Annotated in this window: 18 protein-coding genes; 11 read left to right on the top strand and 7 right to left on the bottom strand. The window is 67.4% G+C overall.

Going from position 1 to position 26,583, the window contains the following annotated elements; translation table 11 throughout:
* Positions 1-48: 48 nt before the first annotated feature.
* Entirely contained in the window at positions 49-5,541 is a 5,493-nt protein-coding gene (locus AAFP30_RS14190) for a carboxyl transferase domain-containing protein (protein ID WP_419230561.1), read from the bottom strand.
* 412 nt (positions 5,542-5,953) lie between these two features.
* On the opposite strand from AAFP30_RS14190, the gene AAFP30_RS14185 reads away from it, so the two are divergent.
* Positions 5,954-6,820 carry an HpcH/HpaI aldolase/citrate lyase family protein gene (locus tag AAFP30_RS14185; RefSeq protein ID WP_419230560.1) on the top strand — a complete coding sequence of 289 codons (867 nt, stop codon included), beginning with the start codon at positions 5,954-5,956 and terminating at the stop codon, positions 6,818-6,820.
* Positions 6,821-6,912: 92 nt separating this feature from the next.
* Here AAFP30_RS14185 and AAFP30_RS14180 read toward each other — a convergent pair whose 3' ends face one another.
* Together AAFP30_RS14180 and AAFP30_RS14175 are read right to left on the bottom strand one after the other, a co-directional pair.
* Positions 6,913-7,893 (bottom strand): HEAT repeat domain-containing protein, encoded by a 981-nt coding sequence (locus AAFP30_RS14180; protein ID WP_419230559.1) that lies wholly within the window; start codon positions 7,891-7,893, stop codon positions 6,913-6,915.
* 10 nt (positions 7,894-7,903) lie between these two features.
* Entirely contained in the window at positions 7,904-8,560 is a 657-nt protein-coding gene (locus tag AAFP30_RS14175; RefSeq protein ID WP_419230558.1) for a HEAT repeat domain-containing protein, read from the bottom strand.
* A gap of 163 nt (positions 8,561-8,723) precedes the next feature.
* Here AAFP30_RS14175 and AAFP30_RS14170 point away from each other — a divergent pair, with 163 nt between their 5' ends.
* The 3 genes from AAFP30_RS14170 to AAFP30_RS14160 are packed head-to-tail and all read left to right on the top strand — an operon-like array spanning position 8,724 to position 10,287.
* Entirely contained in the window at positions 8,724-9,167 is a 444-nt protein-coding gene (locus AAFP30_RS14170) for a phospholipase effector Tle1 domain-containing protein (RefSeq protein WP_419230557.1), read from the top strand.
* Positions 9,107-9,787: a phospholipase effector Tle1 domain-containing protein gene (locus tag AAFP30_RS14165; protein ID WP_419230556.1), complete on the top strand. Its 681-nt coding sequence runs from the start codon at positions 9,107-9,109 to the stop codon at positions 9,785-9,787. Before AAFP30_RS14170 ends, AAFP30_RS14165 begins: the two co-directional genes overlap by 61 nt.
* Positions 9,784-10,287 carry a hypothetical protein gene (locus tag AAFP30_RS14160; protein WP_419230555.1) on the top strand — a complete coding sequence of 168 codons (504 nt, stop codon included), beginning with the start codon at positions 9,784-9,786 and terminating at the stop codon, positions 10,285-10,287. The genes AAFP30_RS14165 and AAFP30_RS14160 overlap by 4 nt, the downstream gene beginning before the upstream one ends.
* Here the strand turns inward: AAFP30_RS14160 and thiD are convergent.
* The 4 genes from thiD to AAFP30_RS14140 all read right to left on the bottom strand — a co-directional run bounded on the left by thiD (position 10,281) and on the right by AAFP30_RS14140 (position 14,336).
* Positions 10,281-11,078: a bifunctional hydroxymethylpyrimidine kinase/phosphomethylpyrimidine kinase gene (thiD, locus tag AAFP30_RS14155; RefSeq protein WP_419230554.1), complete on the bottom strand. Its 798-nt coding sequence runs from the start codon at positions 11,076-11,078 to the stop codon at positions 10,281-10,283. The two genes, AAFP30_RS14160 and thiD, sit on opposite strands and share 7 nt — an antisense overlap.
* Positions 11,079-11,196: 118 nt before the next feature.
* Positions 11,197-12,348, bottom strand: a complete 1,152-nt coding sequence (locus AAFP30_RS14150; protein ID WP_419230553.1) for an acyl-CoA dehydrogenase family protein — start codon at positions 12,346-12,348, stop codon at positions 11,197-11,199.
* Positions 12,345-13,547: an acyl-CoA dehydrogenase family protein gene (locus AAFP30_RS14145; protein ID WP_419230733.1), complete on the bottom strand. Its 1,203-nt coding sequence runs from the start codon at positions 13,545-13,547 to the stop codon at positions 12,345-12,347. The genes AAFP30_RS14150 and AAFP30_RS14145 overlap by 4 nt, the downstream gene beginning before the upstream one ends.
* A 207-nt stretch (positions 13,548-13,754) precedes the next feature.
* Positions 13,755-14,336, bottom strand: coding sequence for a transglycosylase SLT domain-containing protein (locus AAFP30_RS14140; protein WP_419230552.1), 582 nt, complete (start codon positions 14,334-14,336; stop codon positions 13,755-13,757).
* Between the two features lie 659 nt (positions 14,337-14,995).
* Here AAFP30_RS14140 and AAFP30_RS14135 point away from each other — a divergent pair.
* The 7 genes from AAFP30_RS14135 to AAFP30_RS14105 all read left to right on the top strand — a co-directional run bounded on the left by AAFP30_RS14135 (position 14,996) and on the right by AAFP30_RS14105 (position 26,256).
* Positions 14,996-15,748, top strand: coding sequence for a hypothetical protein (locus AAFP30_RS14135; protein WP_419230551.1), 753 nt, complete (start codon positions 14,996-14,998; stop codon positions 15,746-15,748).
* Positions 15,749-15,906: 158 nt separating this feature from the next.
* Positions 15,907-17,358 carry a nitrate/nitrite transporter gene (locus AAFP30_RS14130; RefSeq protein WP_419230550.1) on the top strand — a complete coding sequence of 484 codons (1,452 nt, stop codon included), beginning with the start codon at positions 15,907-15,909 and terminating at the stop codon, positions 17,356-17,358.
* Entirely contained in the window at positions 17,355-19,904 is a 2,550-nt protein-coding gene (gene nirB / locus AAFP30_RS14125) for a nitrite reductase large subunit NirB (protein ID WP_419230549.1), read from the top strand. Before AAFP30_RS14130 ends, nirB begins: the two co-directional genes overlap by 4 nt.
* A 1-nt stretch (position 19,905) precedes the next feature.
* Complete coding sequence (gene nirD, locus AAFP30_RS14120) at positions 19,906-20,274, top strand: nitrite reductase small subunit NirD (RefSeq protein ID WP_419230548.1); 369 nt, start codon at positions 19,906-19,908, stop codon at positions 20,272-20,274.
* Positions 20,274-21,431: a uroporphyrinogen-III synthase gene (locus AAFP30_RS14115; protein WP_419230547.1), complete on the top strand. Its 1,158-nt coding sequence runs from the start codon at positions 20,274-20,276 to the stop codon at positions 21,429-21,431. Before nirD ends, AAFP30_RS14115 begins: the two co-directional genes overlap by 1 nt.
* Positions 21,424-22,152 (top strand): sirohydrochlorin chelatase, encoded by a 729-nt coding sequence (locus AAFP30_RS14110; protein WP_419230546.1) that lies wholly within the window; start codon positions 21,424-21,426, stop codon positions 22,150-22,152. The genes AAFP30_RS14115 and AAFP30_RS14110 overlap by 8 nt, the downstream gene beginning before the upstream one ends.
* 45 nt (positions 22,153-22,197) lie before the next feature.
* Positions 22,198-26,256, top strand: coding sequence for a molybdopterin-dependent oxidoreductase (locus tag AAFP30_RS14105; RefSeq protein ID WP_419230545.1), 4,059 nt, complete (start codon positions 22,198-22,200; stop codon positions 26,254-26,256).
* The last annotated feature ends 327 nt before the right edge of the window (positions 26,257-26,583 follow it).

The raw sequence follows: 26,583 nt of genomic DNA, 5'->3' as shown, positions 1-26,583 counted from the left end.
ACCGAGTTGACGTCGCATGCGACCTCATTCGGACTTACCCGCCAAAAACTACGACACCCCGACCTGCGCGCTCTGACCGGACCAGTTCGGGCTGGCCTCGATCGCGCCGATGATGCGCGGGCGCAGTTCGTCGGCGCGGATCACCGCGTCGACGGATCCGACCTCGACGGCGCGACGGATGCTGTGCACACCGTCGAACTCGGCGGCGATCTCGCTGATCTTCTCCGCGCGCACCGACTGCCGCGTCTCGGCGAGCTCTGCCGAGAGCGCCGACCGATCGGCACCCGTGGCGTCGGCAACCTGCGACTCAAGATCGCGGACCCGCTGGTCGGCGCCGACCCGCTTGGCGACCTCACCGGCGAACACCACCGCGGCGGCGGGAGCGCCACCGAGGACCGACGCGAACGAGCCGTCGATCGCCAGCACCGTCATGTTCGGGTTGAGCGCCTTGGAGAACACCACGAAGGCACCGCCGTGATAGCGCGAGATCACGCAGAACACAATGGGCCCTTGGAAGTTCACGATGGCGCGACCGATCTCGGCGCCATACTCCAACTGTAACTTCCGCAGCGACTCCGGTGAGCCGTCGAACCCGGAGAGGTTCGCCAGCACCACCAGCGGACGGTTACCGCTGGCGACGTTGATCGCCCGTGCCGCCTTTTTCGACGACTGCGGGAACAGGGTGCCTGCGGTGTAGGTGTCGGGTCCGTCGGTCGGCTTGTAGCCGCGTCGGGTGACTTCCCGTGACTCGATGCCGAGCAGGCACACCGGGATACCGCCGAGGTGGACGTCGCAGACGACGGCGGTCTCGGCGTCGGCCATGCCGGCCCACCGCTCGAGCACCTGGTGATCCTGATCGGCCAGGGCGCGCATCACGGTCCGGATGTCGAACGGCTTCTTGCGATCCGGGTTGAACTCCGCCGAGAAGATCTGCCCCACCGTGGTGAAGTCGCTACCGGCGAGCACGTGCGGGTAATCGGAGACGTCGCGATCGACCGGGTCGCCGGTCTCCGCGCGACGCGGAGTGCGCTCGCCCGGCAGCACATACGTGTGGTCGTAGTGCGACATCAAGATGTCCCGTGCGGCAAGGAGGTTCGGCGCCCAGTACTGCGCCTGGCCGTTGGGGCCCATGACGCGGTCGTAGCCGCCGATGCCGAAGTTGTCCTCCGCGGACACACCACCGGAGAAGTCCAGCGACTGCTTACCGGTCAGCACCATGGCCGAGTCTGGGGTCATCACGAGGATGCCCTTGGTGTGCATGAGCATCGTCGCCTCGGCGTTCCAGTACGGCTGCGCACCGACGTTGATGCCGGCGACCACGATGTTGATCTCGCCGCCGTCCTGAGTGAACTCCACGACACGCTTGAGGGCGCGCGCCACCCAGTCCATGTTCTCGGTACCCGAGTCCATCGAGATGCGGGCACCCGAGGACAGGGCGTACCACTCCAGCGGGACCTGCATCTGCTCGGCCAGATCCAATGCTGCGATCACCCGCGCACACTCCGGCTCCGACAGTGCACCAAGCGATTTGGTCGGATCGCCGAGCAGCACGACGCGCGAGATGCCCTGCGCGTACTTCGCCGTCGGCGTGGTGACCACACCGGCGACCATCGCCGCAGTGTTCTTGCCCTGCGGCCGATCGACCGGCACCAGACGCTGCTCGGCGTCGAGGTCGTATTCGGCGAACTCACCGAGCAGGCCGGCCAGCTCGTAGGGGTACACGGTTCCGCGCTTGGCGGCCCGCAGCACCTTCTGCCGGTAGGCGTCGACGGGTTCGACGAGCGCGTCCGACGGCTCGCCGACCGACAGCTCGAAGCCGCCGGTGGCGTTCCGGGTGAACCGCACCTCGACCTTGTTCAGCTCGCCCGACTCGGGATCCTGCAGGCGCGCAATGAGTTGCACTTCCTCAAGACCCACACCGACGGTGGTACCGCGGATGTGCTCGGCGATCGCATGCAGATGGGCCTCGGTCGCGATGATCGGCGGCCAGATGTACATGATGATGCGGTTGGTATCCGAGGACGCCTTGGTGCCGCGCTGCGCGCTACGCAGGGAATCGACGCACGACGCCAGCGTGCTCTCCGCGGTGGGCACCGCGAGCAGTCGGCCGTCCTCTTCGCGCAGCGCCGTCAGGTCACGGACCTGGGCGAATGCGATCAGGCGGTCGTCGGACGGATTCTCCTTGGCCACTGCGCGGTAGAGATAGACCTCTTCGTTGTCCGACGACAGCAGGCGCGTCAGATCGAACTTCCGCAGCCGCTCCATCTGCATCCGCTGCGCGATGTAGGGGTGCAGGCCGCGGATCAACCGCTCCTCGGCCATCCCGGTCGCCGACGGACGGAAGGTGAAGTGGTGGTGCATCCGTGCGCCCGCACTGCCGGCGACCGTGGTGGTGACCCGATGCACCTGCGGGGGCAGCCCGCTGGCGGCGATGAGGTCGCCGAGCGTGCCGGCCATCGCGTCGAAGTCGGCCGGCTGCTGTTCCCAGTCGAGGTAGATGTCGACGTCGATCGACGGCAGATCGCCGGCCAGTCCGGCGAGACCGGTCAGGGTGGCGGGCAGTTCGTCGAAGGTGACCGCGGTCGACACCAGGCTCAAACCGTTGCGTTCGGCGACGACGAAGGTGGCGCCGCCTGCCTCCTGGATGCGGACATCCGTGAGGCCCTTGTTGCCGTAGTAGCGGCGGGTCAGCACCTCGAGCATGACGGTGTTGTCGGTCTTGCCGCGCTGCATCCGCTGCGCCAGCAGACGCACCAAAGGCTCTGTGCTGCCGACCATGTCGGCGACCCGATCGGCGCGGTCGGCGGCATCCGGGTGCGCTTCGAGGTAGCGGAGGTGACCGCGGACGTTGTTGTTGACCCGAGCGCGGTTGCGCAGCAGCAGCGACTGGCCGTACCAGGCGTGCAGCACGCCGCGGGCCAGGTCGGCCACTGCGGGGAAGCGCACCTGCGAGGCGGCGACGAGACGATCCAATGCGTCGCCGACCGGCTCGCGCAGCTCCTCGCGCGGCGTGGGCTCGGTGAGCCATTCGCGCAGCAGCGCGGTGATCACCGTGACCGAGTCGGTAGGATGCTGCAGCGCCAGGAAGATCCGGAACACCGCGGCCTCGAGCTCCGGGGTGCGCTCGAGTTCGGTGACGCCGTAATGCTCCAACGCACGCTGCAGGCGATCGTGGAAGGTCTGCGGCAGTCCGTCACGTTCGACGTCGAGGCTCTGCAGGTAGGTGTGGAAGCTCTCGCGAGCGCTGTGGACGCGTTCGTCGTCGTTGTCCTCGCCGGACGGCCGGTTCTGGCTCAACCGAGCGAGATCGGCGAACACCGAGATGAGCTCGAGTTCGTCGGCGAGCGGACGGCTGCCGCTCTCGATCGCGACCCGGCGCGCCGCCAGATAGTCCGACAGCAGGCGGGTCTGATCGTGCGGGTCGACGTCGTAGCCGAGCAGCAGGCTGCGGAGATCTTCCAGACCGCGAGTGGTGCGTTGTCCCGTCGATGCATCGTCGGGCTCGGCCGGCAGGTCGATCTCGACGGTGTCGGTGGTGTCGTCGGCGGCTGCGTCGTCTTCGTCATCGGTGAGCGGCTCCAGCCGGAGCAGCGGTACACCGGTCTCGACCTGGGTGCCGACCGAGACGAGCGATTCCTTCAGCCGCGCCCGCATCGGGGCGCGCAGCACGGTCTCCATCTTCATCGACTCGAGGACCAGGACCGGGGCGCCGGCCTCGACCTCGGCGCCGACCTGCAGCGGGGTGGCGACGACGAGCGCCGGCGCGGGCGAACGGACGACGCCGCCCTCGTCGCGGCTGACGCGGTGGGTCACGCCGTCGACGTCGACGAGGTGGATCGGCCCGTGGGTGTCGGTGACGAGGCGGTAGCGGACGCCGTTGAGCACGATCTGTGCGGTGTGCTCGTCGAAGCGTTCAAGGTCGACGTCGGCGGTGCGGGTCTGCTCGCCGGCCTCGATGCCGACGCGGAAGCGGTGGGCACCGATCCGGGCGACTCGCACGCGGTAGGCGACGCCACGCAGCTTGAGGTCGAGGGGACGACCGCTGTCGTGCTGCACCTGCGGGCGACCACCGGATGCGGTGGACAGCAGGCGCTGCCGCTCGACCGACTCCTCTTCTTCGTAGGCGTCGATGGCGGCGGCGGCCAGCGCGACCGAGGAGTGGCGTTGCGCGACCAGTCGGCCTTCGGTGCGGACGCGGTCGATCCAGCCGGTGTCGGCGCTACCGTCGATGACCTCGGGCTGGTTGAGGAGTTCGAGGACGAAGCTCTTGTTGGTCGCACCGCCCTCGATGATGACGCGGGTCTCGGCCATCGCCAGGCGCAGACGGCCCAGTGCCTCGTCGCGGTTGCTGCCGTAGGCGATGATCTTGGCGATCATCGAGTCGAAGTCGGCGGGGATGGTGTCACCTTCGCTGACACCGGTGTCGACGCGGATGCCCGGACCGGCCGGCAGGTCGAGGCGGGCGATGCGGCCCGGTGCGGGCGCGAAGTCGCGATCGGGGTCCTCGGCGTTGAGGCGTGCCTCGACGGCGTGGCCGCGTTCGACGGGGCGTTCACCGTCGAGGCGTCCGCCGGAGGCGACGTACAACTGGGCACGAACGAGGTCGAAACCGTTGGTGATCTCGGTGATCGGGTGCTCGACCTGCAGTCGGGTGTTGACCTCGAGGAAGGCGAAGAGCTTCTCACCCGGGTGATAGAGGAACTCGACCGTCGCCGCGCCGCGGTAGCCGACCGAGACGGCGAGTCGCTCGGCCGACCCCTTGAGGTCGACGACCTGCTCCTCGGAGAGGACCGGGGAGGCCGATTCCTCAATGATCTTCTGGTTGCGGCGCTGGACCGAGCAGTCACGCACACCGAGAGCCCAGGCGGTGCCCTGACCGTCGGCGATGACCTGCACCTCGACGTGGCGTGCACCGGTGACCAGGCGTTCCAGGAAGACGATGCCGCTACCGAAGGCGCGGGCGGCCTCGTCGCGGGTGCGCTCGTAGGCGTCGCGGAGGTCGGCGTCGTTGGAGACCATGCGGATACCGCGGCCACCACCACCGGCGGTCGCCTTGAGCATGAGGGGGTAGCCGATTTCGGCGGCTGCGGCCACGGCGTCCTCGACGGTGTCGACGCCGCCGCGGCTCCACGGTGCCACCGGCACACCGACCTCTTCGGCGATCAGTTTCGCGCCGATCTTGTCGCCGAGCTTGCGCATCGCCTCGGCCGACGGGCCGACGAAGGTGACGCCGATCCGGTCACACAGTTCGGCGAAGAGCGGGTCCTCGGCGACGAAGCCCCAGCCGACCCACGCGGCCTCGGCCTTGGTCTCGACCAGTGCGCGTTCGAGCAGTTCCAGGTTCAGGTACGGGCGAGCCGCGGCCGGACCGAGGTCGTAGGCGACGTCGGCCTCACGAACGAACGTCGCGTGGCGATCGACGTCGGTGTGCAGGGCGATCACCTCGATCTGCTGTCCGGTCTCCGCCGACAATCCACGCACGGCGTGGATGAGTCGCATGGCGGCTTCGCCTCGGTTCACGATGGCAATGCGGGTGAACATCACCGCTCCCTTCTCATTGTCATTGCTGCCGATCGAACGCGCCGATGCAGAACACTCCACGCAACGGTTGTCGTCCGAACACAGGTCGATCTGGTTCCGACACCAGTGGTCGTCGGACCCTTGTTGAATTGTGGCCAACGGTTTCCGTACGCGCGAGTACGGAACGCCGAGTGCCCCTGGTCACGCGGAGACCAGCAGCGGATGCACACCTCGAGTATTGCCGAATCTGCGCAGTTCACCGGGGTGTTTGCGATAGTCGACCGCGATCGGGTTGTGGGTTGCGCCACAGCCGGGGGCGTCCGCGTGGCGACGCCGCTGCGCGAAATGTGGATAACGAACTAAATGGACACAACCTTGGGTTCGTCCCGTCGTTGTTTCAGCATGGTGAGAACGGCAACTCGGAGGTGCGTAGATGACGATCGACACGGTGGATTCGGTGCGGTGTGAGAACGCGGCGCGACCCGCCCACGATGTGGCGCGGACCTGGCTGCTGACGCCGGGACGCCCCGACGGGAACGCAGATTTCGCTCGCGCCGAGCGGTCGGCGGCCGATGTGGTGGTCCTCGATCTGGAGGACGGCCTACCCGACGCACTCAAGCCCGAGGGACGACGGGCGGTCCGGGACTGGCTCGGCAGCCATCACGCGTGGGTGCGGGTGTCCCCCGCGGCGACCGCCGAATGGTCGGCGGATCTGCTCGCCCTCGCCGATGCGCCGGGACTACGCGGGGTGATGCTGGCCAAGGCCGAAACCGTGACCGACGTCGCCGCGACCGCCGGACGCCTGGGCGCCGGGATCCCGATCGTGGCGCTCATCGAATCCGCGATCGGACTCGAGTCGGCGCTGGAGATCGCCCGCCACCCCGCGTGTGTCCGCCTCGCCTTCGGCCTCGGCGACTTTCGGCGCGACACGGGCATCGCCGACGACCCGGTGGCCCTCGCCTACCCGCGCACCCGACTGACGGTGGCCAGTCGGGCCGCGCGACTCCCCGGCCCCATCGACGGCCCGACGCTGCGCGGCGCCGAGACCCGACTGCGCGACGACACCGAGACCACCCAGTCGACGGGCATGACCGGACGCCTCTGCCTCGATCCCGCGCATGCCGGGGTCATCAACTCGCTGATGAGTCCGTCGGCCGACGAGATCGCCGACGCCCGCGCGACCGTCCACCGCCTCGGCGGTGGTGGGAGTGTGTACGACGGCAGTGATCTGCCGGCGTTGGGACGGGCGCAGGCGTTGCTGCAGCGCGCGGAGCGGTTGGGGTTGTCGGCCGGGGCCTGAGCGCCCTTCGTGGCTCGGCTATCGCCTCGCGCCCTTCGAGACGCTCGCAAGCTCGCTCCTCAGGGCGGCGCCTCAGGGATCGTGGCGCGGGATCACCGCAGGATCGCGGCGGCGGTGGCGGCGATCGTCGCATCCGGATCGTTCACCAGACGCGCCAACGCCGTGAGTGCGGCGTCGTCCGGCAGCTCGGCAAGCGCTTGCGTCACCCGCAACCGAACCTCCTGTGCCGCAGCGGGTTGCAGATGACCACATAACTCCGTCGTGACATCAGCCCCGGTGTCGCGGACGAGGATACCGAGTACCTCGGCGGCAGCCACATCGTGGTGACCCGCTACGACCATGTCCACCAACACTTCTTGTGCTTCGGTGACACCCCGAGCGCCCACCACGAGCGCTACTTGTTCCCGGATGCCGGTGTCGGCATCGGTGAGTGCGCGTTGCAGCGCCTCGGTGGCGGCGCCGTCGCGCACCTCGGCGAGCGCGGCGACCGCACGTCGACGCACCGCGGGGTCTGGGTCGTCGAGTGCGGCCGCCAGACCGGGAACGGCCTCGGCGCCGGTCCGCGACAGCGACCACTGCAGAGCGCCGGCGACATATGGGTCGTTCTCGGCCAGCACGGCCTCGACGAGTTCCTCGATGGGGATGGCGGCGTCGGGAGTCGCCGACAGGACGACCTGCTGGCGGCGGGCAGCGGAGTCCGACCCGAGCGCCCGCAGCGACGTCACCACCATCACGACGTCCTCCCACGCGCCGGGCGCAAAGCGTTCGACGCGCTCGAGGCGGTCGAGCAGTTGTTGCTCGGCGTCGATGCGCTGCCGAGTCTGGGCGATCAGGTCGGCGACCACGCTGTTCGGATCGAAGTCGTCACGATCCACTGCGTGCCGGATATCGGCTAGTGAAAGTCCCAGGGTGCGCAGGCTTTCCACCTGGAAGAGGCGCCGGATGTCGTCGGCGGAGTACTCGCGGTACCCACCGGAGGTGCGACCGGTGGGCACCACGAGACCGATGCGGTCGTAGTGGCGCAACATCCGGGCACTGACACCGCACCGTCGTGCCACCTCACCGATCAGCACCAGCGCACTCCTATCCGCTCTCTCCCAGGGCCGCGACGCGTTTGGCGGTCTCGACCGAGATCACGAAGTCTCCATCAGGATCGTCGAACAACCGATCGGTGGCCTCGGCGTGGGCACGCACGCCGGGAGTCGGATGGTGCCGGGCCGAGAGCACTGCGGGACGAGCGGCCTCCCCCAGCCCGACGAGCGCGCGGCTGAGGCTGCGCTGCGTCTCGGTGTCGCCGCGCCCCAACTCCGCGGCGAGTTCGGCGGCCAGGGCCGTTCGTTCGTCCTCGGGTACCACGACGACGGCGGCACGCCAGGCGGTACGTGCCACGTCATCATCGTCGTCGTGCAGCACCGTACGCACGGCGGGCCAGGCTCGGCGGTCGCCGATCTTGGAGAGCGTGTGCAGCGCCTGACCGCGTGCCTGCGCGACGTCGGAGCCGAGCTCGGCGATCAGCAACGGCACCGTCTCGTCGGCGGGGCGACGGCACAGCGCCCAGGTGAGCATGTCGCGGACGAAGAAGTCCGGCTCGACGCGGCATCGGGCGACAAGGACGTCGGTGATGCGCGGGTCGGCCTGACTGCCCGCCGCAAGGGCTGCGCGCAGTCGCTGCGAGGCGTCGTCGGAGCGCAGCGCGTCGATGAGGCGGGTGTCCGCTCCGCCCTGGTTGATGGTGTTCATATCGGACCACCTCCTTCACCGACCATGCAACACCATGTCACGGTGACAAGGTCAAGACGAAGCCCTCCGGGTACCCGCAAAGACAGGTAGCGCACTACTCATTACCGGCGTCGTTGCGCGCCATACGGTTTCCTCACTGAGCGGATCCACACGAGGAGTCCTGATGTCGAAGAACATTGTGTATTGCTCGGATGGAACCTGGAATGGTCCGGCCACCCGGACAAATGTGTCCATCCTCTACGACATGCTGGTCAATGATGGTGTCACCCAATGCGCGATCTACGACCAGGGTGTGGGGCGCACCGGTGGTTTCCTGAAACGCCTGTCGGGCGGCGCGTTCGGCGACGGACTCGTCGACAACATCCGGAAGGGATACGCGTCGATAGCGCGTGTCCACGAGCGTCGAGATCGCCTCTCGCTGTTCGGTTTCAGTCGCGGCGCCTACACTGCCCGCAGTCTGGCCGGGATGATCGCCTACTGCGGACTGCCGGTGGACGGCGACACCGACCTCGTCGAGCTGGCATTCGACGCGCCTACCGGTCCCGAGTGCCCGGTGCACCGTGGACGGCGCGCCCCCGCGCACTCGCCGATGCGCACATCGAGATGATCGGTGTGTGGGACACGGTGGGCGCCATGGGGATTCCGGGTGCCGTGTTCGGCAATCAGGATGCCGAGGAGTATCGGTTCCGGAACAAGGCGTTGCACCCCGACGTTCGGGCCGGCTACCACGCGATCGCGATCGATGAGCGGCGTCGGCAGTTCAAGCCGACGCTGTGGGATGCGCCCGCCCCGAATCAGATCATCGAGCAGGTGTGGTTTGCGGGTGTCCATGGCGATGTGGGCGGCGGGAAACGCGTGCGACGGAGCAGTCTGTCGGAGATCACCCTGGCATGGATGGTGGACAAGGCCGTCGCGCATCGCATCCAACTGTCGTCGGAGGCGGACTATCCGCACCTGCTCATGTCGAAGGCATCGGCGGACTGCCCGATGCGTACGTCGTGGCGCCCGTACCGGGGACGGCCTGCGCATCGGAGCATCCCGCAGGGCGCGACCATCGCCAACTCGGTTGCCGCACGCATGTCGGCGAATCGGCGCTACCGCCCGGAGATGCTCATCGACCCGATGACGCGCACGCTCGGGCGCGGATATCCGTTGGCCGATGTGGTCGCGATCTCCCCGACGACCTCGATCCCACTCACCCCCGATCTGGAAAGGACGGCGTCATGACAACCGTCGAGCACGGGTTCGGTGCCTTCGCCGGCCCGCCAACAGGTTCGGCACCCGGTTCGGCAGGCATCGAACCGGTGCTCCCCAAACGGGCACCCTCGATCCTCGCAGCGCTCACCGTGTTCTCGACGGCGGTGTTCGGACTCTGCACCAGCTTCGAGATCGGGCACTGGACAGCACCTCAGATCACCTTGATCGGTACCGAACTGGCGGCGTTCTGGGCGTTTGTCACAGCGGTCGTCGCGCATAGGGCGAAGTCGACCAAGGATCAGCCGGTCGCTCTCGCCGGCACGGTCACCGCGCTGCTCACCGCCACGTTGTCCCTCGCCGCCGGGTTCCGCTGGTGGCATTTCACCGAAGCGCAGAACGCGGCGGTGACCGGGATGCTCACCGCGCTGATCGCGGTCGTCAGCGCTCTGGTCGCCCGCCATTTCGTGCGGCCGACGCCGCGTACCGACGGTCCGGTGGACAGGGATCCGTCCGCCGGACCAAGTCACTGACCGGCGGGCACACAGACCGCGTCGAACGGTGCCGCCGACGCGATGCGGCCCACGATCCCCGCGTGGGTGAACTCCTTGGCGGTCTGTACCGCGTCGAGAACGTCGGCGCCCTTGGCCAGCTCGGCGGTGGTCGCCGCGGCGAAGACGCATCCGGCGCCCGACACGCGTTCGTCGCCGACCTTCGGTGAGCGCAGTACGGTCACCTCGCTGCCGTCGAACACAACGTCGACGGCATCCGGGCCCGCCAGGCCCACTCCGCCCTTGACGACGACGTACCGCGGGCCGAGCGCACCGATGCGGCGGGCCGCCTCGCCCAGGTCGTCGACGCTCTCAATGGACTCCATACCGGCCAGCGTGCGGGCCTCGAACAGGTTCGGGGTCACCACGGTGGCCTGCGGCAGGATCTCGGCACGCAGCGCGTTGTCGGTGTCGAGCGCGGCGCCGGGTTCCTGCCCCTTGCAGATGAGTACCGGGTCGACCACGACGTGACGCCATGACTTGACCCGAAGCGCCTGTGCCACAGTCGAAATGGTGTCCGGCGTGCCGAGCATGCCGATCTTGACCACATCGGGATCGTGGGCGGTGGTCGCGGCCTCGATCTGATCGGCGATCACCGACGGGTCGATGGGCACAAACCGGTGCGCCCATTGCGCTTTGGGATCGAACGAGACGATGCAGGTGATCGTGCCGACCCCGTACACGCCACGTTGGGCGAACGTGCGCAGGTCGGCTTGCAATCCGGCGCCACCGGTCGACTCGGAACCGGCGATCACATACGACACGACGGGCATGGGCCACTCCTTCTCTTCCAACGTGCCATCCCAGCATTGTCGCGCGGTGGGGTCGGATGCAAACGAGCCGAGAGGTGCGGTTTCGACGGACGCCTCTCCGCTATCGCTCCGAGGCTGCTCAACCAGCGGACGGATGTGCCGGCAGATCGACCAGTTCCGCGAGACGGGCACGGTGCCAGTAGCCGGTGCCGAGGGCGATCTGGTCAGACTTGGCGCGCTTGAGGAACAGGTGCGCCGGGTACTCCCAGGTCATGCCGATGCCGCCGTGTAACTGAATGCACTCCTCGGCGGCCTTGACCGCGACATCCCCACAGAACGACGCCGCCACATGCGCGGCGACCGCGGCATCGGCATCACCACGGGCGGCGGTGTCTGCGGCGTACCGGGCGGCGGCACCGGCCGAACTCACCTGCAACCACAGGTCGGCCAGGCGATGTTTGATTGCTTGATATGAGCCGATCGTGCGACCGAACTGCTTGCGGTCCTTTACATAGGCGAGCGTCGTCTCCAGGCACCACGACGCGGCACCGTACTGCTCAGATGCCAGCAACGCGGCACCGGTCTGCATGGCCGCGTGTACCGCACCCGCCGCGTCGTCGGTGTTGACGCGTACCCCCGACGCACCGTCAAAGGTGATGTCGGCGATCGGTCGGGTCATGTCGAGGCCGAGTGCCGGGGTGACGGTGACACCGGTGGAAGTCGTTTCCACGACCCGGATTTCGAGGCCGCTGTCCCCGACGACCGGCACCACCAACAGATCGGATTCCGCCGCGCCGGCGACCGTGGTGACGCTGCCGTGCAGGCGACCGTCGCGCAGCGACACGGCGTCACCGATCGAGTCGGAGGTCGCCGACAGCGGCACCGCGAGTGCGCCGACGCGACTTCCGTCGGCGAGTGTGGCGACGTGTTCGGTGTCGCCGGCGCGCAGCAGTGTCACCGTCGCGAGGACGGCGCTGGACAGAAACGGAATCGGCGCAACCGCACGGCCGATCTCCTCGCACACCACCGCCGCTTCACGCTCGGATGCGCCTGCGCCGCCGATGTTTTCCGGGACGAGGAGCCCGGCGAGTCCGAGTTCGGCGAATGTGCGCCAGACGCCGGCGAAATCCGGAGCGGGAGTGTCGTAGCTGCGCGCGACGTCGGTCAGCGGCACTCGGTCGGCGAACAGCCGGCGGACCGAATCCCGTAGCGCGTCTTCGGTATCGGTGTATTGCAGGTTTGCGGCGTCCTGGTCGGTCGCGGGCGCAGGGGTGGCCGTTGAGCTGCTCATCGGGCGAGGTCCTTCCACGGGATGTCTTTGTCGACGCGGTGTTCGGGCGGCAGGCCGAGGACGCGCTCGGCGACGACGTTGCGGAGTATCTCCGACGTCCCGCCCTCGATCGAGTTGCCCTTCGCGCGCAGATAGCGGTAACCGGCTTCGCGACCGGTGAAATCCACTGTCTCCGGCCGACGTAGCGTCCAGTCGTCGTAGCGCAGTCCTGCCTCGCCGGACAGCTCGAGGTCGAAGCCCGAGATCTCCTGGGCCTGCCGGGCGAAGGCGAGTTTCATCGCCGACCCCTCGGGACCGGGTTGGCCGGAGGCCAGTTGCTGCCGCAGACGTTCGCCGGTCAGTCGAGTGACCTCGGCGTCGACCCACATCCGCATCAGTGTGTCGAGTTTCGCCGGATTGCGCACCGACGGATCCGACCGCCAGCGTTCGGTGAGCTTGCCGATCATCCCGCCCTCGCGGGGTGCGCCGGAGCCGATGGCGACGCGCTCGTTGTTCAGGGTGGTGGTGGCCACCCGCCAGCCATTGCCGACCTCGCTGATTCGATTCGCGTCGGGCACACGCACATTCGTCAGAAAGACCTCGTTGAACTCGGCCTCGCCGGTGATCTGGCGGAGCGGACGCACCTCCACGCCGGGATCGGTCATATCGAGCACGAAATAGGTCAGGCCGGCGTGTTTGGCGACCGACGGATCGGTGCGCGCCACGAGGATCGCCCGCTGCGCGTTGTGCGCCCCCGACGTCCAGACCTTCTGGCCGTTGACGACCCAGTCGTCACCGTCGCGCACGGCCCGGGTGGCCACCGCGGCGAGATCGGAGCCGGCACCGGGTTCGCTGAACAGCTGGCAGTAGATGTGTTCGCCGATGTAGAGCGGACGCAGCAGCCGCCCACGCTGTTCGGGAGTGCCCATAGCGGCGATCGTCGGTGCGGCCATGCCCAGGCCGATGCCGTTGCGCGCCCGCGCGGGACCGGGCGCGCCCGCCGCCGCCAACTCGGACTCGACGAGCTCCTGATAGGTCTGGGCGATCCCGAGTCCACCCTCGCCGACACGGAAGTGAACCCATGCCAGTCCGGCGTCGAAGCGGGCGCCGAGAAACTCCTGCGCGGTCACCGTCGACGGATCATGGTCGGCCAGTAATCCGGCTATTGTCGCCCGCACGTGCGCGGCGGTGTGGGCTGCGGCCTGCTCGGTACTCGCCATGGTTTCCTGCGTCGTCATCGATGACACCCCGTTCGAATATGAAGTCAGCTTCATGTGGGGCCAATATCGCAGTGACGCGAGTCGCTTGTCAACGGTGGGCGACGCCGTGTCGACGGGCGATGAAAAGGAGATGGGGATGAAAGAGCATCGCCTCCTTCCGACGGTGTCGGAAGGAGGCGATGCAAGTGTGGTGCGAGGTGTGGTGAGTCAGTACGCCGAGTTGACGTTGTCCATCGAGCCGTAGGTATGTGCCGCGTAGTTGCAGGCCGCGACGATGTTGGCGACCGGGTCGTAGACGTCGAACTTGGTGCCCTCGACGTGATAAGCGGCGAACGTCGGGTCGATCACCTGCAGCAGCCCCTTCGACGGGATACCGGCAGCGGCATTGGAGTCGTAGAGGTTGATCGCCTGCGGGTTGCCCGTCGACTCACGCATGATGTTGCGCTGGATGCTCTCGTAGCTGCCCGGGATGTTGTTCTTCTTCATGATGTCGAGGGACTCACGAATCCAGCCGTCGAGATTGTCCCCGTAGACCGGCTTGGCCGGGGCCGGGGCCGGGAAGTTCGCGGCCAGCGGTGCCGGCTTGGGTGCGGGAGTGACCTCCGCGACCGACTGCGCGGCCGAGGCCGGTGTCGCGATGGTGTGCTCTGCATGTGCGGGCTCGCTGAGCAGGAGCGAGGCTGCGGTCACCGCGGTGGCGGCGGCGAGGGTGCCGGCGCCGAGGGCATAGTTCACTCGCGGGAACGATGCGGTGCGGACGCGGTGGAGGGATTTCGAAACAACGGACATGACAAGTATTCCTGTGGGGTGTTTGGCGACCGATCTCGTGCGGCCGGCAGCGAGCAACCTCCGAGGTGCTGACTCAGCACTCGGCAGGCGCGTGTTCAACGCTGTGATGGATTTATGGCAGTCGGGCGGTGTCCGCCCCTACGCATGACGCAATCGGCTCGACCGGTGGACGCGTCTGGGATACTCGCTCAGACGACTCCGGTGGCAACGCTGGCCTCGATCACTGCGGCGAGATCTCCGATTGCGCATGCGGTATGTTTCCGCATAGCTGTCGTCTTTCTCGTGCTGTGACAGACCGACCGGATCGGCGGTCTGCCTCGTGGTTGGTAACAGATTGATATACATACCTGAGAGTTTGCTGAGCGTGCTGGGCGATTTGCGCCTTTCGGCCTCCTGCTCGCATCGCGGAAAGTGCTTGTGCGCTGGGGTTTTTACCTGTCGGCGGGCAGTGAGCGGAATCACAGTAACGATGCGTGTCAACGACGTTTAGGTGGCGTAATCGTCACCTTTGGGTAACGAACGACGTGACGAAGCCCGCCTGTTGCTGTTTCTTGGCCGATCCGAGACTGACGGTTGGGTCCACACCGTCCGCGGCGGGCCTATTCTGCAGCCAATGGGCAACCCGGAAGGGGCGCGGGGTGCCGAAGGGATGGCCGCCAGTGGACCGAGGGCGTCTTCACATCGCCGCGGTGATCGCGGCGGTCACCGCGATGCTCGCTGTCGCCGGATGCGACGACGCCCCGGATGCCGCGCCGACCGTGACCTCGCCCGCGCCGGCCGACCGGATCCCCCCGGCCTTCGATGTGACGTTCCGCTGGGTGCCCGGTGACGTCGTCGATCCGTCGAGTCCCGAGGGCACCTTCGTGCGTGCTTTCGTGGAGTCTTTCGAACTCGCCAACGCCGGCCAATCGGTCGACTGGGGCTATCGCGGCTTCAGCGAAGCTGCGCCGTCGAATATCGCACAGATGATCGGGATCTACCCACCGGCCGAATCGACGGAACAACCCGGCGTCGGCACCGCCTTCTTCACCGGGCTACGCCGCACCGTCGACGGTGATCTGACGCGGATAGTGTTGTGCCGCTTCGGGTATCGATCCATCCGCGGTGCCGATGGCCGATGGTCGTCGGCGACCGACGCACCGCGCCCGGTGGAGATCGACTTCCGTCGCGGCGGCGCAGGCCCGGTCACCGGTGTGTCGGGCACCGCACGCACGCCGAGCGACGACGTGTTCGGCGACTGGTACGTCACGCGCTACGACTTCTCCGCCGTCTACCCCACCCCGACTCCCGACGAGCAGGCGTGTACGTCGTCGATTCCGGCCGAGGTCCCGGTCCGTGAACCCGTCGAGGGTAAACAACCGTGGCCGGTGATGGCGCCGAGTCCCGGGTGGTCGACGACGCAACCGGTGTGACCCACCGTTTCCTCACCACAGACCCCGCGCTGGCGTGAGAAGAACGTGACCACCGGGTCACGCACAGAAAACTCCGTGCAACAGCCGATTCCTACGGTATGACCGTGCCCCGGCAATGACGGCGAGGGCGACGTCATACATCCGAGGGAAAGCGGCTGATGAGCACGTACACATACACCCGAAAGCACCACATCACCGGTTGGGATCCGGAAGATCGCGAGGCCTGGGCGGCCGGTGGTGCCGAGATCGCGAAGCGAAATCTGACCTGGTCGGTGGTGTGCGAGCACATCGGCTTCTCGATCTGGTCGTTGTTCTCGGTGATGGTCTTGTTCATGACTCCCGACTACGGGATCTCGCTGGACCAGAAGTTCATCATCACTGCGACGGCCACCTTCGTCGGCGCGTGTCTGCGTATCCCCTACACCCAGGCGACCGCTCGCTTCGGCGGCCGCAACTGGGCGATCTTCTCCGCGGTCGTCCTGCTCATCCCCACCGGCCTGGTGCTGATGCTGATGATGAATCCGGGGAAGTTCGGCTTCGGCTGGTTTCTGGTCGTGGCTGCACTCACCGGACTCGGCGGCGGCAACTTCGCGTCGTCGATGACCAACATCAACGCCTTCTATCCGCAGCGGCTCAAGGGATGGGCACTCGGCCTCAACGCCGGGGGCGGCAACATCGGGGTGCCCGCCGTGCAGCTGATCGGCCTGCTGGTCATCTGGCTGGCCAGTGACAAGCCCGAGATCGTCTGTGCCATATACCTTGTCGCACTCGCCTTCGCCGGTATCGGCGCGGCGATCTATATGGACAACCTCGATCACCAGACCTCGAGTTACCGCTCGATGGTGGACTGCCTGAAGTACCGGGACACCTGGTTGATCTCGCTGCTCTACATCGGCACGTTCGGCTCGTTCATCGGCTTCAGCTTCGCCTTCACCCAGGTGCTGCAGATCAGCTTCAAATCGTCGGGCGCAACCAACCCCGCGCTCGCTGCCGCCCAGATCGCCTGGATCGGACCGCTTCTCGGTTCCATCGCCCGACCCTACGGTGGCAAACTCGCCGACCGCTTCGGCGGTGGCCGCATCACCACCATCTGCTTCGGCCTGATGATCGCCAGCGCAGCCATTCTCGTCACCGCCGGCACGATCGCCGACGGCCACGCCAAGCATGCGATCGAGACCCCGCAACTGGTGGCCTTCATCGTCGGCTTCATCCTGCTGTTCCTGATCTCCGGCGTCGCCAACGGCTCGGTGTACAAGATCATCCCGACCGTGTTCGAACACAAGGCGCGAAACAACAAGGGCCTCAACGCCATGGGCAAGGTCATCTGGTCCCGCAAGATGTCCGGTGCGCTCATCGGAATCGCCGGCGCCATCGGCGGACTGGGCGGTGTGGCGATCAACCTGGTACTCCGGTCGAGCTACAAGCAACATCAGTCGGCCACCACCGCGTTCTGGATCTTCCTCGCCTTCTACGTGATCGCCGGACTGGTCACCTGGTGGTTCTACGCCCGCAACGAGATCGTCCTCGACGACGAGACCACCGACATCGAAGTCGCCGGCAGTGACCGCGCGACCGTCGTTCCCACCGAAACAGTCAGGAGCGCACAGTGACTCAGCTCAACACCGAATCACCCGCGCAGACCGTCGTGGTCGTCGGACACGGCATGGTCGGACACCGGTTCGTCCAGGAAATCCGGGAACGCGATAACACCAACCGATTTCGGGTGGTCGTGCTGTCGGAAGAGCCGGTCGCCGCCTACGACCGGGTCGGTCTCTCGAGCTACGTAGGCTCGTGGGAGTCGTCGTCGATGGCATTGACCGGCAACGACTATCCCGGTGACGACCGCGTCGAGGTCCGACTCGGCGAGTCCGCGGCCACCATCGACCGAGATGCGCGGCGGGTCACCACCTCTCTCGGCGACGACATCGCCTACGACGCACTGGTCATGGCCACCGGGTCGTACCCGTTCGTGCCACCGGTCGACGGCAAGGACAATCCGCGCAGTTTCGACTACCGAACTCGCGCCGATCTGGACGCGACCCGGGCCACCGCCGAGGCGGCCGGTCCCGGAGCGCCCGGCGTGGTGGTCGGCGGCGGACTGCTCGGCCTCGAGGCGGCCAACGCCCTGCGCCTGCTCGGAATGACCCCGCACATCGTCGAATTCGCGCCCCGCCTGATGCCGTTGCAGGTCGACGCCGGTGGCGGTGCCCTGCTCGCCTCACTGGTCACCGACCTGGGGCTGACCGTGCACACCGGTGTGTCGACGACGGCGATCGCCGACGCCACGGACTCCGACCGGCTGGCCGTCACCCTGTCCGACGGCACGGTGCTCGACGCCGCCCTGGTGGTGTTCTCCGCCGGCGTCCGCCCACAGGACGCCCTCGGGCGTGCGGCCGACCTGGCGGTCGGCGAGCGCGGCGGGATCATCACCGATCAGCGTTGTCGCACCAGTGATCCCGCGATCTGGGCGGTCGGCGAGGTCGCCGCTGTCGACGGCCGCTGCTACGGCCTCGTCGCACCGGGCTACACGATGGCCGAGATCGCCGCCGATGACATTCTCGGCAACGGATCTGTCGCGTTCCCCGGCGCGGACATGTCGACCAAACTCAAGCTGCTCGGTGTCGATGTCGCCAGCTTCGGCGACGCCATGGGCGTCACCGACGGGGCGTTGGAGATCGTCTACTCCGACCCGGTGGCGGGCACCTACAAGAAGCTGGTGCTCTCCGACGATGCGTCGACGTTGCTCGGTGGCATCCTGGTCGGCGACGCCGACGCCTACGCGCTCCTCAAACCCATGGTGGGCAGCCAGATTCCGGGTGACCCGGCGGCGCTGATCGCACCCACCGGCAGCGGTGGCGAGGGCATCGGACTCTCGGCGCTGCCCGACGACGCCGAGATCTGTTCCTGCAACGGCGTATCCAAAGGCACGATCTGCGGGGCCATCGCCGACGGCGCCTGCTCGGTCGCCGACCTGAAGACCTGCACGAACGCCGGCACCACCTGCGGCGGCTGTGTGCCGTCGTTGACCAAGCTCCTCGCGGACTCGGGGGTGGAACTCTCGAAATCGTTGTGCGAGCACTTCAGTCAGTCGCGTGCCGAACTGTTCACCGTCGTCTCGGCCACCGGCATCCGGACCTTCAGCGAACTCATCGCCCGCTACGGTTCCGGCCACGGCTGTGAGATCTGCAAACCCACGGTCGCCTCCATCCTCGCGTCGACCTCCAGCGACCACATCCTCGACGGCGAGCAGGCCGGCCTGCAGGACACCAACGACCATTTCCTGGCCAACCTGCAGCGCAACGGCACCTACTCGGTGGTGCCACGAATGCCCGGTGGTGAGGTGACCGGCGACCAGCTGATCGTGATCGGTCAGATCGCCAAGGATTTCGACCTGTACACCAAGGTCACCGGCGGACAACGCATCGACCTGTTCGGGGCGCGCGTCGAACAACTCCCCCAGATCTGGCGTCGGCTCGTCGACGCCGGCATGGAGTCCGGTCACGCCTACGGCAAGAGTCTGCGCACGGTGAAGAGCTGCGTCGGCTCGAGTTGGTGCCGCTACGGTGTGCAGGACTCGGTGGGCATGGCGGTCCGCCTCGAACACCGCTACCGGGGCCTGCGGTCGCCGCACAAGATCAAGCTTGGCGTGTCCGGCTGTGCCCGCGAATGCGCCGAGGCCCGCGGCAAGGACGTCGGCGTCATCGCCAGCGACGCCGGGTGGAACCTGTACGTCGGCGGCAACGGTGGACAGTCCCCCAAGCACGCACAGCTGCTCGCCTCGGGGATCGACGACGACACCCTGATCCGCTACATCGACCGGTACCTGATGTTCTACGTCCGTACCGCCGATCGGCTGCAACGCACCGCCGCGTGGCAGGAATCGTTCGACGGCGGCCTCGACAAGTTGCGCAGCATCGTCTGTGACGACAGTCTTGGTATAGCCGATGATCTGGAAGCAGCAATGAACCGTCACGTCGACGGGTATCGGGACGAATGGGCAGCAGTCCTCGACGACGAGGAGAAACTGAGTCGATTCGTCTCATTCGTCAACGCACCGGACGTCCCGGACCCGACCATCACGTTCGACGACACCGCCGGCCGTAAAGTACCGGTACTGCTCGGGTCGCCCGCCCTTCGATCGACAGGAGATGTCTGACATGACCATCGCACCCACACGAACCTGGGTTCCGGTGTGCACGCTCACCGATCTGGTGCCCGGCCGCGGTGTCGCCGCGTTGATCGACGACACCCAGGTCGCGATCTTCCGGCTGCCCAGCGACGGCGAAGATCCGGCCGGTGCACAGCGTGCGCTGCGTGCGGTCGGCAACATCGACCCGTTCGGCCGGGCCGCGGTCATGTCCCGCGGCCTTGTCGGCGACCGGGGCGGCGAACCGACCGTGGCCTCCCCGCTGCTCAAGCAGGTGTTTTCGCTCAACACCGGGCGCTGCCTCGACGACGAGGGGGTGCGTCTGCCGGTCTACGGCATCCGGGTCGACGGTGACGTGGTGCAGGTGAGCCTGACCTGATGTCGGCCACATCGACGCCGGACCCGCTGACCGGCTTCACCATCGGGGTGACCGCCGCGCGGCGGGCCGACGAGTTCGCCGCCCTGCTCGAACGACGCGGCGCCACCGTGATGCACGCCCCGGCGATCCGCATCATCCCGCTCGTCGACGACGACGAATTGCGGGTCGCCACCGAGAGCGTCATCGCCAACCCACCCGACATCGTGGTCGCCACCACCGGTATCGGGTTCCGCGGCTGGATCGAGGCCGCCGACGGGTGGGGACTGGCCGACGAGCTCATCGAGAAGCTCTCGGGGACGCGACTGCTCTCGCGGGGCCCGAAATCCAACGGCGCCATCCGGGCGGCCGGACTGCGGGAACAGTGGTCACCGCCGAGCGAATCGTCGTCGGAGCTGATCAGCGAGCTCCTCGAGGAGGGCGTCAACGGCAAACGCGTCGGTGTGCAACTGCACGGCGCCACCACCGACTGGGAGCCGCTCCCCGACCTCGCCGAGGTGCTGCGCGAGGCGGGCGCGACGATCATCCCCATCCCGGTCTACCGCTGGGTGCCCCCGGACGATCCGGCACCGATGTCGTTGATGATCGACGCCATCGTCGGCGGCGAGATCGACGCGGTGACATTCACCTCGGCACCGGCGGTGGCCTCGATGCTCGGTCTCGCGCAGAAACTCGGTGTCCTCGAGTCTCTGCTCGCGTCGATGCGCACCACCGTCCCGGCCATCTGCGTCGGCAACGTGACCGCCGGACCCCTGCACGCACTGTCCGTTCCGACCATGCAGCCCACGCGTTTTCGGCTCGGCGCACTGGCCAGACTGATCGCCGAGGAACTGCCGCGGCGCGCTCAGGTACTGCGGGTCGCCGGCCATCACGTCAGCATGCGAGCGGCATCCGTGGTCGTCGATGGCACCGCCCTCGCCCTCACCGACGCCGGCCTGGCACTGATGAAAACCCTCACCCGCGTACCCGGACAGGTGGTGTCGCGGCAGGCGCTGCTCGACGAACTGCCCGGCGGTGGCACCGACACGCATGCCGTCGAAATGGCCGTCACCCGACTGCGGTCGGCGCTCGGCAATCCCAAGATGATCCAGACCGTGGTCAAGCGTGGCTATCGCCTCGCAGTCGACCTCGAATACGACGAACCGGATGACGATGACTGAATTTGATCGCTCGCTGCGGATGCAACCGATCCTGGTCGCGCACGGGACCCGCTCGGCGCACGGCGTCGGCACCATCGCTCGCCTCGCCGAACAGGTCAGCGCCCGCCTCGGCCCGACCCGCACCGCATTCGTCGACGTGCTCGGACCCTCACCCAGCGAGGTGCTGGCCGACATCGACGGCCCGGCCGTACTGATTCCGGCGTTCCTGGCGTCGGGCTATCACGTCCGGGTGGACATCCCCGCCCACGTCGACGCCAGCGGCCATTCGCACGTTCACCTCTGCGACAGCCTTGGACCGGACCCGGTCCTGGCCGATGTCATGGGCGACCGACTGGTCGCCGCGGGGTGGCGTCCCGGTGACGCCGTCGTGCTGGCCGCCGCCGGGTCCTCGGATTCCCTCGCGCTCGCCGATGTCGGGGTCGCGGCCGCGCAACTCGGTCATTTGCTCGGTACCTCGGTCGACGTGGGGTACGTCGCAACAGCGCAACCCGCGATCGCCGACGTGGTTTCCGCGACCCGCGCCCGCACCGGTCGACGAGTCTTCATCGCCTCATACCTGTTGGCGCCGGGTCTTTTTCACGGACGGCTCGAAACAGTTGGCGCCGACGGCGTCGCTGCCCCGCTGGGCGCGGATCCGCGGATCGCGGAGCTCATCGTCGCCCGCTACCAATTCCTCACATCTGCGCCGTGCCGCTGTGAGGACCTGGTGATCGGCGGGTAATCCGCAGGTTGCCGACGACAAACACCACCACGCGAGGATCGACGCATGGTCTCCGACAACATCGTCAACTCCGTGTGCGCCTACTGCGGTGTCGGGTGCGGCATGGAACTGCACGTCCGCACCGGCGAGTCGGGCGCCCCGGTCATCGCCAAGACGATCGGCCGCACCTCCCACCCGGTCAACCGTGGTCGACTGTGCACCAAGGGCGCCACCACTGCTGACCTACTGAGCGCCCCGGGCCGCATGACGCAGGCCTCGATCCGTCACGAGCGCAATGCAATACGCAAATCGGTCGATCTGGATGGTGCAATCACGCACGCGGGTAGGCGTTTACGGGAGATCGCCGACGAGCACGGCCCCGATGCGATCGCCCTCTACGTTTCCGGGCAGATGTCGCTGGAATCCCAGTACCTGGCCAACAAACTGGCGAAGGGTTTCCTACGCACCAAGCACATCGAGTCGAACTCGCGACTCTGCATGGCGAGCGCCGGCACCGGCTACAAGCAGTCCCTCGGTGCCGACGGGCCACCTGGCTCCTACGACGACTTCGACCACGCCGACCTGTTCCTCGTCATCGGATCGAATATGGCCGACTGCCATCCGATTCTGTTCTTGCGCATGATGGAACGGGTGCGGGCCGGCGCCAAGCTCGTCGTCGTCGATCCTCGTCGCACCGCCACCGCGGAGAAGGCCGATCTGCATCTGCAGATCGCGCCAGGCACCGACCTGTCGCTGCTGAACGGCCTGCTGCACTTGCTGATCGAAGCCGATGCCATCGATCACGAGTTCATTGCCGACTACACCGAGGGATTTGACGACATCCCGGCGTTCGTGGCCGACTACCCGCCCGCCGAGGTCGCCCGCGTCACCGGTCTGGCCGAAGACGATCTGCGCACCCTCGCGGGCTGGATCGCCGACGCCGACAACTGGATGACGTGCTGGACCATGGGGCTCAACCAGAGCACGCACGGCACCTGGCACACCAACGCGATCTGCAACCTGCATCTGGTCACCGGCGCCATCTGCCGGATCGGGTCGGGTCCGTTCTCCCTCACCGGTCAACCCAACGCCATGGGTGGCCGCGAAATGGGGTACATGGGACCAGGACTCCCCGGTCAGCGCACGGTACTCGCCGAGTCCGACCGCGATTTCGCCGAGGACGCCTGGCAGTTACCGCGCGGCACCATTCGCAGCGATGTCGGGCCGGGCACCATCGACATGTTCGAGCAGATGGCTGCCGGCGAGATCAAGGCGTGCTGGATCATCTGCACCAATCCGGTTGCCAGCGTGGCGAATCGCGCGCGGGTCATCGAGGCGCTGGAGCAGTGTGAACTGGTGATCGTGCAGGATGTGTTCGCCGACAACGAAACCCTGCTGTACGCCGACGTGGCGCTCCCCGCTGCCCTGTGGACCGAGGCGGACGGGGTGCTGGTGAACTCCGAGCGCACGCTGACCCTGCATCAGGCTGCTGTGCCGCCACCTGGGGAGGCACTCGCCGACTGGGAGTTGATCGCCCGCGTCGCCGATGCGATGGGCTACGGCGCGGCATTCTCCTATCCGAGTTCCGAGGCCATCTACGACGAGCTCCGGGGGTTCTGGAATCCCAAGACGGGCTGGGATATTCGCGGTATCGGCTACGACGACCTCCGAGGTGCGCCTGCGCAGTGGCCGTGTCCACCCGGCGGTGCTGCCGACCGACACCCAGTGCGTTACCGCAACGACGGGCGTAGCCAGACCAAGATCGTCCGCGCCGACGGCGTCGTTCCCGAGTACGTCTTCCCCACCCCGCGCGGCCGGGCGATCTTCCACGCCCGCCCCGCACTGCCACCGGCCGAGATGCCCGACGACGACCATCCGTTCGTGCTGAACACCGGTCGGGTGGCCCACCAGTGGCACACCATGACCAAGACCGGACGGGTACCCAAACTCACCAAGCTCAACCCCGGGCCGTTCATCGAGGTCAACCCCGCCGATGCGCAGGCCCGCGGGATCAGCGACGGCAATCCGGTGCGCGTGACCTCCCGGCGTGGGAACGCGGTGTTGCCGGCCGTGGTCACCGACAGGGTTCGCCCAGGGAACTGCTTCGCCCCGTTCCACTGGAGCGACATGTTCGGGCCGGACGTCGCCATCAACGCGGTCACCAACGATGCCGTCGACCCCGAGTCGCTGCAACCTGAATTCAAGTCGTGTGCAGTCGAATTGACGGCAGTGCCGGTCGATGCCGAGCTGGCACCTCCGGCCTACGGCCTGGCCGGCGCCCTCGGGTTGCGGACCGATCCACAGCCGCCGACACTGTCGCCGACCGAAGAACTCTATGTCGCCGGGGTGCTCACCGGACTCGCGGTGCCCGATGCGCTACCCGGACCACCGGTGATCCCGATCGATGCGCCGCTGCGTCCGGACGTCCGGGTGTGGGTGAATGGTGTGCTCGCCGGGGCGTTCTCTCGCGCCGCCCCGACAGAGTTGCCCTCCGCCACCGCGGAAGGCGAGGAGCCGCCGATCGACGTGCTGTGGGCGTCGCAGACCGGCACCGTCGAGGATTACGCGCCGACCGTGGCACAGCACCTGGGCGGGTTCGGTGTGTCGTCGGCGGCCCGTCCGATGGACAGCGCCGGTATCGCGGCCCTGGCCGCCGGCGGCACCGCGCTCTTCGTCACCAGCACCACCGGCGACGGCGACCCGCCCGACAACGCCGCCGCCTTGTGGACCGAACTGTCCGCCGCCGATGCGCCGGCACTGACCGGCCTGCGGTACGCGGTACTCGCCTTCGGGGATCCGAGCTACGACGAGTTCTGTGGATTCGGACGGAAGCTGGACGACCGGCTGGCCGAACTCGGGGCCACCCGCCTGGTCGACCGCGCCGACTGCGCACCCGAGTTCGAGGCGACCGCCGACGACTGGCTCTCGTCGGTCACCGCGACGGTCACCGCATCGACACTTGACCGCTCGCCGGTTGTCGCCGACACGCCGGAGCCGTCACCGGTATCGGGCTATGGTCGCAAGAACCCACTGGTGACGTCGCTGGTGCGCAACACACCGCTGACGGCAGCCGGATCCTCGAAGGATGTGCGACAAATCGGCCTCGCGCTGCCACCCGACACGCTCACCTACGAGGTCGGCGATGCGCTGGCGGTGATGCCGCGCAACAACTCTCACCTCGTCACGCAGTTCCTGGAGCTGAGCCGACTCGACGGCGCGGACTCGGTGATCGTCGGCGGCAATACACTCACCATGGAGCGGGCGCTCACCGAGAAGTTGGAGATCGCCAAGATCACCCCCGGGTTGCTCAGCTTCATCAACGAACGCCACCGTTCGACGGAGCTATCGGATCTGCTGGCGAGCAAGAACTCCCGCGCCTTCGACGACTGGACGTGGGGACGGCAACTCACGGACGTGCTGGCCCACCATCCGGTTCGGGCGTCCGCGGACGAGTGGCTGTCGGTGCTCAAACCGCTGACCGCACGCCAGTATTCGATCTCGTCGAGCCCGAAGGAGAACCCGCACGAGGTCCAACTGACCGTTTCGGCGGTCCGCTTCAACCACCATGGCACCCCGCGGCACGGCGTCTGCTCGACCTATCTGGCCGATCACACCGACGATGCCGGCATCCGGATGTGGGTGCAACCGTCCGCGCACTTCGCCCCACCGGCCGACCCCGACACACCGATGATCATGGTCGGCCCGGGCACTGGGATCGCCCCGTTCCGCGGCTTCCTACACGAACGCCGCGCCCTCGGCCACACCGGCGGCAACTGGCTGTTCTTCGGCGAACAACACGCCGCCACCGACTTCTACTACCGCGACGAACTCGAAAGCCTCTGCGCCGAGGGCACTCTCACCCGCCTCGACCTCGCGTTCTCTCGTGACCAGGAACGCAAGATCTACGTGCAGGACCGCATGCTCGAGCATGGAGCGGAACTCTGGCGCTGGCTCAACGACGGAGCGCACTTCTACGTGTGCGGGGACAAGGCGCGGATGGCCCGCGACGTCGACGACACCCTCAAACTCATCGTCGCCACCCACGGCAGGCTGTCCGGCGAGAGCGCCGAGGCCTACGTCAAAGCCCTTGCCGCCGAGAAGCGTTACGTGCGGGATGTCTACTGACCGCCCCCGTCGCACCGCTGGTCGAGTGACCGTCCCACCGCCGGTCGAGTGACCGTCCCACCGCCGGTCGAGTGACCGCCCCACCGCCGGTCGAGTGACCGCCCCACCGCCGGTCGAGTGACCGCCCCACCGCTGGTCGAGTAAGTGAGCGAGCGCTAGCGAGTGAACGCATCGAGGCCACTGTCCTTGTAGGGCAATAGATCTCGATACACTCGTCGCTAGCGCTCCTCGCTACTCGATCAGCGGGTGGGAGACGATCGCGCACCTCGATCAGCGGGTGGGAGACGATCTCGCACCTCGATCAGCGGGTGGGAGACGATCTCGACG

The organism is Gordonia sp. CPCC 205515 (genome assembly GCF_048537925.1).
Lineage (GTDB): Bacteria > Actinomycetota > Actinomycetes > Mycobacteriales > Mycobacteriaceae > Gordonia.
This window is presented reverse-complemented; position numbering and strand designations above follow the sequence as displayed.

Coding starts and splice junctions, on each gene's coding strand:
- AAFP30_RS14190 (WP_419230561.1), bottom strand. CDS start 5,541: ATGTTCACCCGCATTGCCATCGTGAACCGAGGCGAAGCCGCCATGCGA.
- AAFP30_RS14185 (WP_419230560.1), top strand. CDS start 5,954: ATGACGATCGACACGGTGGATTCGGTGCGGTGTGAGAACGCGGCGCGA.
- AAFP30_RS14175 (WP_419230558.1), bottom strand. CDS start 8,560: ATGAACACCATCAACCAGGGCGGAGCGGACACCCGCCTCATCGACGCG.
- AAFP30_RS14170 (WP_419230557.1), top strand. CDS start 8,724: ATGTCGAAGAACATTGTGTATTGCTCGGATGGAACCTGGAATGGTCCG.
- AAFP30_RS14160 (WP_419230555.1), top strand. CDS start 9,784: ATGACAACCGTCGAGCACGGGTTCGGTGCCTTCGCCGGCCCGCCAACA.
- thiD (WP_419230554.1), bottom strand. CDS start 11,078: ATGCCCGTCGTGTCGTATGTGATCGCCGGTTCCGAGTCGACCGGTGGC.
- AAFP30_RS14150 (WP_419230553.1), bottom strand. CDS start 12,348: ATGAGCAGCTCAACGGCCACCCCTGCGCCCGCGACCGACCAGGACGCC.
- AAFP30_RS14145 (WP_419230733.1), bottom strand. CDS start 13,547: ATGGCGAGTACCGAGCAGGCCGCAGCCCACACCGCCGCGCACGTGCGG.
- AAFP30_RS14140 (WP_419230552.1), bottom strand. CDS start 14,336: ATGTCCGTTGTTTCGAAATCCCTCCACCGCGTCCGCACCGCATCGTTC.
- AAFP30_RS14130 (WP_419230550.1), top strand. CDS start 15,907: ATGAGCACGTACACATACACCCGAAAGCACCACATCACCGGTTGGGAT.
- nirD (WP_419230548.1), top strand. CDS start 19,906: ATGACCATCGCACCCACACGAACCTGGGTTCCGGTGTGCACGCTCACC.
- AAFP30_RS14115 (WP_419230547.1), top strand. CDS start 20,274: ATGTCGGCCACATCGACGCCGGACCCGCTGACCGGCTTCACCATCGGG.
- AAFP30_RS14110 (WP_419230546.1), top strand. CDS start 21,424: ATGACTGAATTTGATCGCTCGCTGCGGATGCAACCGATCCTGGTCGCG.
- AAFP30_RS14105 (WP_419230545.1), top strand. CDS start 22,198: ATGGTCTCCGACAACATCGTCAACTCCGTGTGCGCCTACTGCGGTGTC.